The organism is Pseudomonas sp. CFII68 (assembly GCF_000416195.1).
Lineage (GTDB): Bacteria > Pseudomonadota > Gammaproteobacteria > Pseudomonadales > Pseudomonadaceae > Aquipseudomonas > Aquipseudomonas kilonensis.
On the sequence record NZ_ATLN01000106.1, the window covers coordinates 1 to 5,783 of the forward strand.

Sequence of the window (5,783 nt, forward strand, 5' to 3'; positions counted from 1 at the left end):
CTTGTGCGCGCTGTAGCGCAGACGGGTGCGCAGCGTCGGCGCGCCCGGCTCGCCTTGGGATGATGGGTACACCGTGGTGTCTTTGAGGTTGCGTTCGAAACGGTCCGCCGGGCAACCGTCCTCGCCGTTCTTGGAATAGTAGGTGTAGACGGTCCTGATACCGTTGGGCTCAACCTGTTCGGTATGGTTGCCCTGGTCGTTGTAGACGCTGCGGGTGATTTCGGCGCGGTATTGGGTCGCGTCGTTGTCCAGCTCCCAACGGGTGGTGACTTCCTTGGGGAACTGGAACTGCGGGACCTGGCGCTCGAACGGCACATCCTCGGCGTAATACTGGGTGCTGACACGCTTGACGCAATGTTCCTGTTTGGTTTTTTCTTCCACCAGCAAGTGAAAACGGTTGTAACTGCGTTCGACTGTGCGCGCCACCTGGCCGCCGACCATCAAGCGGGCGGTGCTGCCGTATTCATAACGGGCCTGCAGTTTGTACAGCGGGTCCATCCCGTCTTCCCAACTGACGGTTTCACCGGCGCCGAGGAAGTTATGGCTGGTGTAGCTGAATTGCACCTCGACCATCGTTTCATCGGCGTTTGGCTGGCCAAAGTCGGGGTAGCTGCGATGGCGGGTGACCCGCGGCAAGTTGGGGCGCACAACGCCGCCCGGATAAGGGTGCCCGGTGTCGGCATAAGTGAGGATTTCCCGACCGCCAACCGGTGTCTTGATTTCGTGCAGGCACAGGATGTTGCGAATCGGCCCGTTGCCATAGCCAAAACGCCAGGAGCCCTTGTCGGGCGTGGGCAAGACGATCTCGGTGACCCAGCCGCTGGCATTGAGCTTCATTTCATAACGCGCCAGCGCGGTGCCATTAGGGCCGTCGTAGGGCCGCACGAGGATCTCCACCCACTCATCGTTGGCCTGGCGGTTGATTTGCAGCAGTTCGCCCTGGGCATCGCTGATGCTGTGCAGGCACTGTCCGCCACGGAACGATGTATAGGCAAGTGTGAGGCTGTGGCCGGCAGGCGACTTCACGCTCACAGGCAAGGCGACCCGGGTAAGATCGCCGCCGACTTGAAGCTCTTCGACCATCCCCGACTTATGCAACACGCGGTAGCGGTTGCCGCCCAGATTTTCGAAATGGAAAGTGTCGAGTTTTTTTTCCTTCATATCCGGAAGCGAACCGCTGCCGGTGACTTTGAAGGTTTCCCCGGTGCTCAAGGCCAAAATGTTGTTGGAGGGCGTGAACTGGCTCAAGTTCAAGTTCCAGCCCACCCCGAAACCGGAGTCCAGGATATTGATCGGACTGAAAGTCAGGTTCAAAGGGAAGGCCGGGCCGCACAGCCAGTTACTTTGGACCTCGGGCAGGTCGATGGAAACGGTGTATTGCCCGGTGCGCGGGTCAACACCGCCTTGTACGTAGCTCATGAAGCCGAAGGCTTGGGAATGTACGGTACTGGAAGTGGTCATGGTCAATCCCTCGTTACTAAGATCAAGGAGTTGAAAATTAAGGCGAAGGAGGTACGGCTGAAGTTTGTATTCGGATGCAAGAGAGCTCGTCTCTGAATGAGCTATTTACTTGCAGATCGACCATTTGCAGTCCAGGTTCGATTATCTGGTTTTTTTGAAAGGTGGTGAGGTATTCAGTTTCAATAATCGACGTGCTGGTTTGTTTCTTTATTGTTTTTAGTGATATCCATGTGTTTTTACTGTACTTTCCGCAATCTCCGCTATCGCCTAAAAAAATGGTGGTGGCTGAAGGCAATTCAGCCAGTTGGATTGAACGGGTTTTGTCATTCCAGCCAGAGCACCCTGGCGGGGTCGGGGGGTTAACGAAGCTGTAAGTTATGGCTGTACCCGGTTCTGGCACAATCAGTCTGCAAATACCATTTTCCTTGTCCCTAAGTACAATTGTGCCGGTTGCCTTGTTTTGTTCGGGGGAACTGGTCGCTTTTTTATTGTTGTCGTTGGACCGGGGGGGAATAGAAGGGCTGGTCTCCGAAAATGCAACGACTGAGTAGATAAGATTGTTAGCCAACAATAAGCTGAAAGCGATCGCCTTGACGGGGTTCATGGTCACTGTCCCATATCGAGTGGTGGCTGATGCGGAAAACTAAACATAACGTTATCATCGAAATGAGCCCTTGAAACCTAACAGTTCTGTTAGTAGACAGCGTTCCCCCACGAAACCTACAGTGTCATCGCTGATGTTCTCTTGAATTTGAATACTCAAGGAATAAGTCATGGTGGACTCGAACTTACGCCCAGAGCTCCCAGCCCAGCAGCCGGGGGATTCTGATGAAAGAGGGCCAGAATCGCTTCGAGCATTCTGCTACGCAGGAAAACATCTCCAAGTCAGCAAGCTGCCGGTCCCGCACATAAAGGAATCTCACGACCGGTCGGTGAAAACCGCCGATGTCACTTCAGCAGGCGCCACGGCTGTGGTACCGCCCTATCAGGCCATGCGTGTCGGGGATGAGGTCATCTTCAGTTGGCAAGGCTACTTCCAAGGCGTACCGGAAACTGTGTATCAGGAGTCCAAAGAAATCAGGGCTGAGCACTTGCACCAGCCGTTGACGTTCACCGTGCCCTATATCGAGATTGGTTCTATTGAGGGTGAATATGCCGATATCAGCTATCGCGTTGAGTATGCTGAACAGCCCGCACAGCCCAGCGAGTCCGAACAACAGCGGATTGACATCGTCGATCCCGGTTCCGCTTTGTTGCCTTCTATCACGGTCAAAGGCCATACCGCAGGCCCAATCAACCCGGGACATTACCCTGATGGCCTGACCTTGCAAGTCAAACCGTTTCATCCGGACCTCCAGGATAACGATTGGGTGCTGTTGTATTGGACCGGTAGCGAGAAAATCAAGAGTGTTACCAAGGCCCTGCGGGTCGATCGTTCGACATTGGATAGCGGTCTTTTCGAGTTTTATATCGAGCCGCACTGGCTGACAGTAAACAGCAACGCCCAGGTAAAAGTGCTTTATCAGTACGCCCGGGCCGGTGTTGCCCTGTCGGCTGAGCCTTTACTGCTGGATATCAGCAAGCCACTGCACCTGCCCGCCCCGATTATTGAAGATGTCACCCCGGGTGCGGACAACCATGGGACCTGGGCAGCGACTACCAATGGGGCTTATGTCAATGTGCCCGATACGGCGGAAATCGGATCGGGCAGCGTAGAGGTGCATTGGCAAGGGCATCCAAATGGTGGGCGCCATGTTGCGACTGATCCTGTTTCGGGCAGACGTTTTCACATTCCATCCACTGCTATTGCAGCCAACATGTCGACCGTCGCACAGGGACGTTATTTCCCGGTGTTTTATTGCGTCGACGGTGAACCTTCTGTCCGTTTCAACCTGCTTGTCGAGCCGTTGCCTGCGACACGCTACCCGTCTACAACCTCCGTGCACATCTCGGGCGGTCAGATGAGTCTGGCCGCAGTGCCGTTTAGCGGCGCGGATTTGATCATCGAGTCTTCGGGTTTCGATGCTTGGCCATTCATGGCAGTAGGGCAGCTGTTGATGATGGAAGCCACTGGCGTCGACGGCAACGGTAATACCTCATACCCCGTACGTAATGCGCTGCCGGTTACAGACGCTGAGTTCAGAAACAAAAAAGTAACAGCAAAGCTGCCAAAGCAATTTTTGGAAACACTCATGCTTGGTGAACCGTTTTCACTAAAAGCACGCGTCAGCTTTGACGGTGGTGAAACGTTTACGAGCTTTAAAGATACCACTGCAACGCTGGTTCGCTAAACCGGAGTACAAGCCGCCGGCGCTATTATCGGTGAGAGAGGTTGTCATGGAAATCAATTCTGTAGATACGCTGTTGGACTGGCTCAAAGTGGAGCCTCGGACATTGGGCTGGGGTGCGGTGCTGGCCTATGGACGCAGTGAGACCAATAAGGTGTTGTTGCAGGAATACATCACCCGATTCGGCACTGAGCATTACATGCAACCGATCACCGAAGAAATTCGGGACAACACCACACCGACGCAAAAGGATTTTCTGCATAACTACCAAATGGACGCGCCGCGACTGTCCTTCATCGGCGCTAACTTGCAGACGTCGGCAGCGAAATTAACAATGAAGGAGGTCGGTGGTACCCACCTGTCTTTCACCAAACAGGAAGGTGCCCAACAATGGTCACTTACTCGGATTTCCGAGAAAAACGTACTGGATGGCCCAGGGTTGAAGTTTGATATCAATCTTATGGAGAGCACGGGGTCGGTTACCTCGGCGGGGCGGGTGGAGCTCGATATCTCGAAGGGTACGAATTATCGGTTGATTGACATGCCGTCCGAGCACTTGCAAAGGGTGGCGGGTGAGCGTTTCAAGACACGCTTCAGGGCGTTGCCGGAGGAGCAGAAGGTTTTTGTACTGAACGAATTGAAGTTTGAGCCGGATCAATTTCTAAAGCCTTCGAAATTCGTTATTCGCACTCATAATAAACAGGGTGCCGGTGCCAGGTTGTTGGCCAATGAAGATGAGGGAGAGGGGGCGGTACTGGTTTTTGTCGCCATGGAAGGAGATGATAATGGGACGGCACCTATCGATAATGCGGACCTGAAGTATTTGTTGCCGGATGGCCATTCGGCTACAGCGTTGTTGGGTAATGATATGCTGTTTAAAAAAATAATTAGGGAAGGGGTTAGGAGAGCACACAACCTAGAGAATCCGTTTTGGGTTGAGTTCGATGTTGTCAATGGCTTCGCTGAAGCTACTGGCTATGGAGGGAGGGGGGCTTACCAGAGAGTTTTTTATAGAGCACCTCCTACTGAGGAGCAGTATCTTGATGAATTTAAGTTGATATCTTTAATTACGAATTTCTCAGATAGCTCGGGAGCGCCTACACCAGGAGTGGCGAATTTTGTGGTTCGAAACCTGGCTGGGGAGCTTGCATTGGCGTGGAGTGGTGATAAGGAACAGCCCTGCATTGCTTATTATCGGAATCCTTTATCCGCCAAGGTAGGTAATTTATGGACTGCATGGGAGTGCGTGTGGAGATTTCAGTTCAAGATGGAACCGGTAACCGGAAGGGTCGTCTTGGAAGTTGTTCGTGAGAGCGACCAGATAAGCGTTGAGGTAAACATAGGGACATTACAAAATCAGCCACTTGTAGTGCGAAATTTTTCGCAGATAAAAGCAAACTTTGAACAAGAGGTTGCAGCACTATTGCGTCCGACTATTGAAACGTTTATTAGTCCGGTGACGGAAATTAATATTTTTACACTTAACAGCTTATTATTTCGTGGTGACAATTCGGTAAAAATCGACAGTGTGTATTACCCTGGCGACCTGGCAGCATTCGGCCACGTCGGCCCTACACAAACCGCCTTCAGTATCACAGATCTGGAACCGATCATTCCCCACACGGCACCGTGGCAATTCAATACCGAACCACCTCGCAGTAATTTGACCTGGTCGGTGCGCAATATCCTCGGCGAGACCGTGCCCAAGGGAACCATCACTAATACGGGTCGGTATACCCCGCCCACCGCCGCCGAGATGCCACGCAGTTCCATCCGAGTGGTGGTTACGGCCACCGACGGTACCCACACCAGCTCGGCGCTGGTCGGCATCACGGCCCGAAGTCTTGCCGTCAACCCGTTGATCATGATTGCCACAGCCGGCGACTCCCTGGCCCATGACGTGTCAGCCGGCGCCGTGGACGGCGGCGCCTTGACCTGGTCCATCCAGGATCCGACCTCAGGTGCCGTTGTGAGACCGGACCCGGCCGCCGACAAGGACCACAGCTATGTGCCGGGGCCGCCGATCGCCAAGTC

Annotated in this window: 3 protein-coding genes and 1 pseudogene; 2 read left to right on the top strand and 2 right to left on the bottom strand. The window is 53.6% G+C overall.

Features of this window, described 5'->3' with window-relative positions:
• Both CFII68_RS08350 and CFII68_RS27555 read right to left on the bottom strand, forming a co-directional pair.
• Positions 1–1,461 (bottom strand): annotated as a pseudogene (locus tag CFII68_RS08350) (sugar-binding protein); the annotation flags it as partial.
• Between the two features lie 37 nt (positions 1,462–1,498).
• Complete coding sequence (locus CFII68_RS27555; protein WP_156886103.1) at positions 1,499–2,065, bottom strand: hypothetical protein; 567 nt, start codon at positions 2,063–2,065, stop codon at positions 1,499–1,501.
• A gap of 169 nt (positions 2,066–2,234) precedes the next feature.
• On the opposite strand from CFII68_RS27555, the gene CFII68_RS08345 reads away from it, so the two are divergent.
• On the top strand, positions 2,235–3,752 hold the full coding sequence (locus CFII68_RS08345) for a hypothetical protein (RefSeq protein ID WP_018610542.1): 1,518 nt from the start codon (positions 2,235–2,237) through the stop codon (positions 3,750–3,752).
• Positions 3,753–3,798: 46 nt separating this feature from the next.
• The coding region (locus CFII68_RS08340; protein WP_018610544.1) for a hypothetical protein at positions 3,799–5,783 on the top strand (1,985 nt) is incomplete at its 3' end.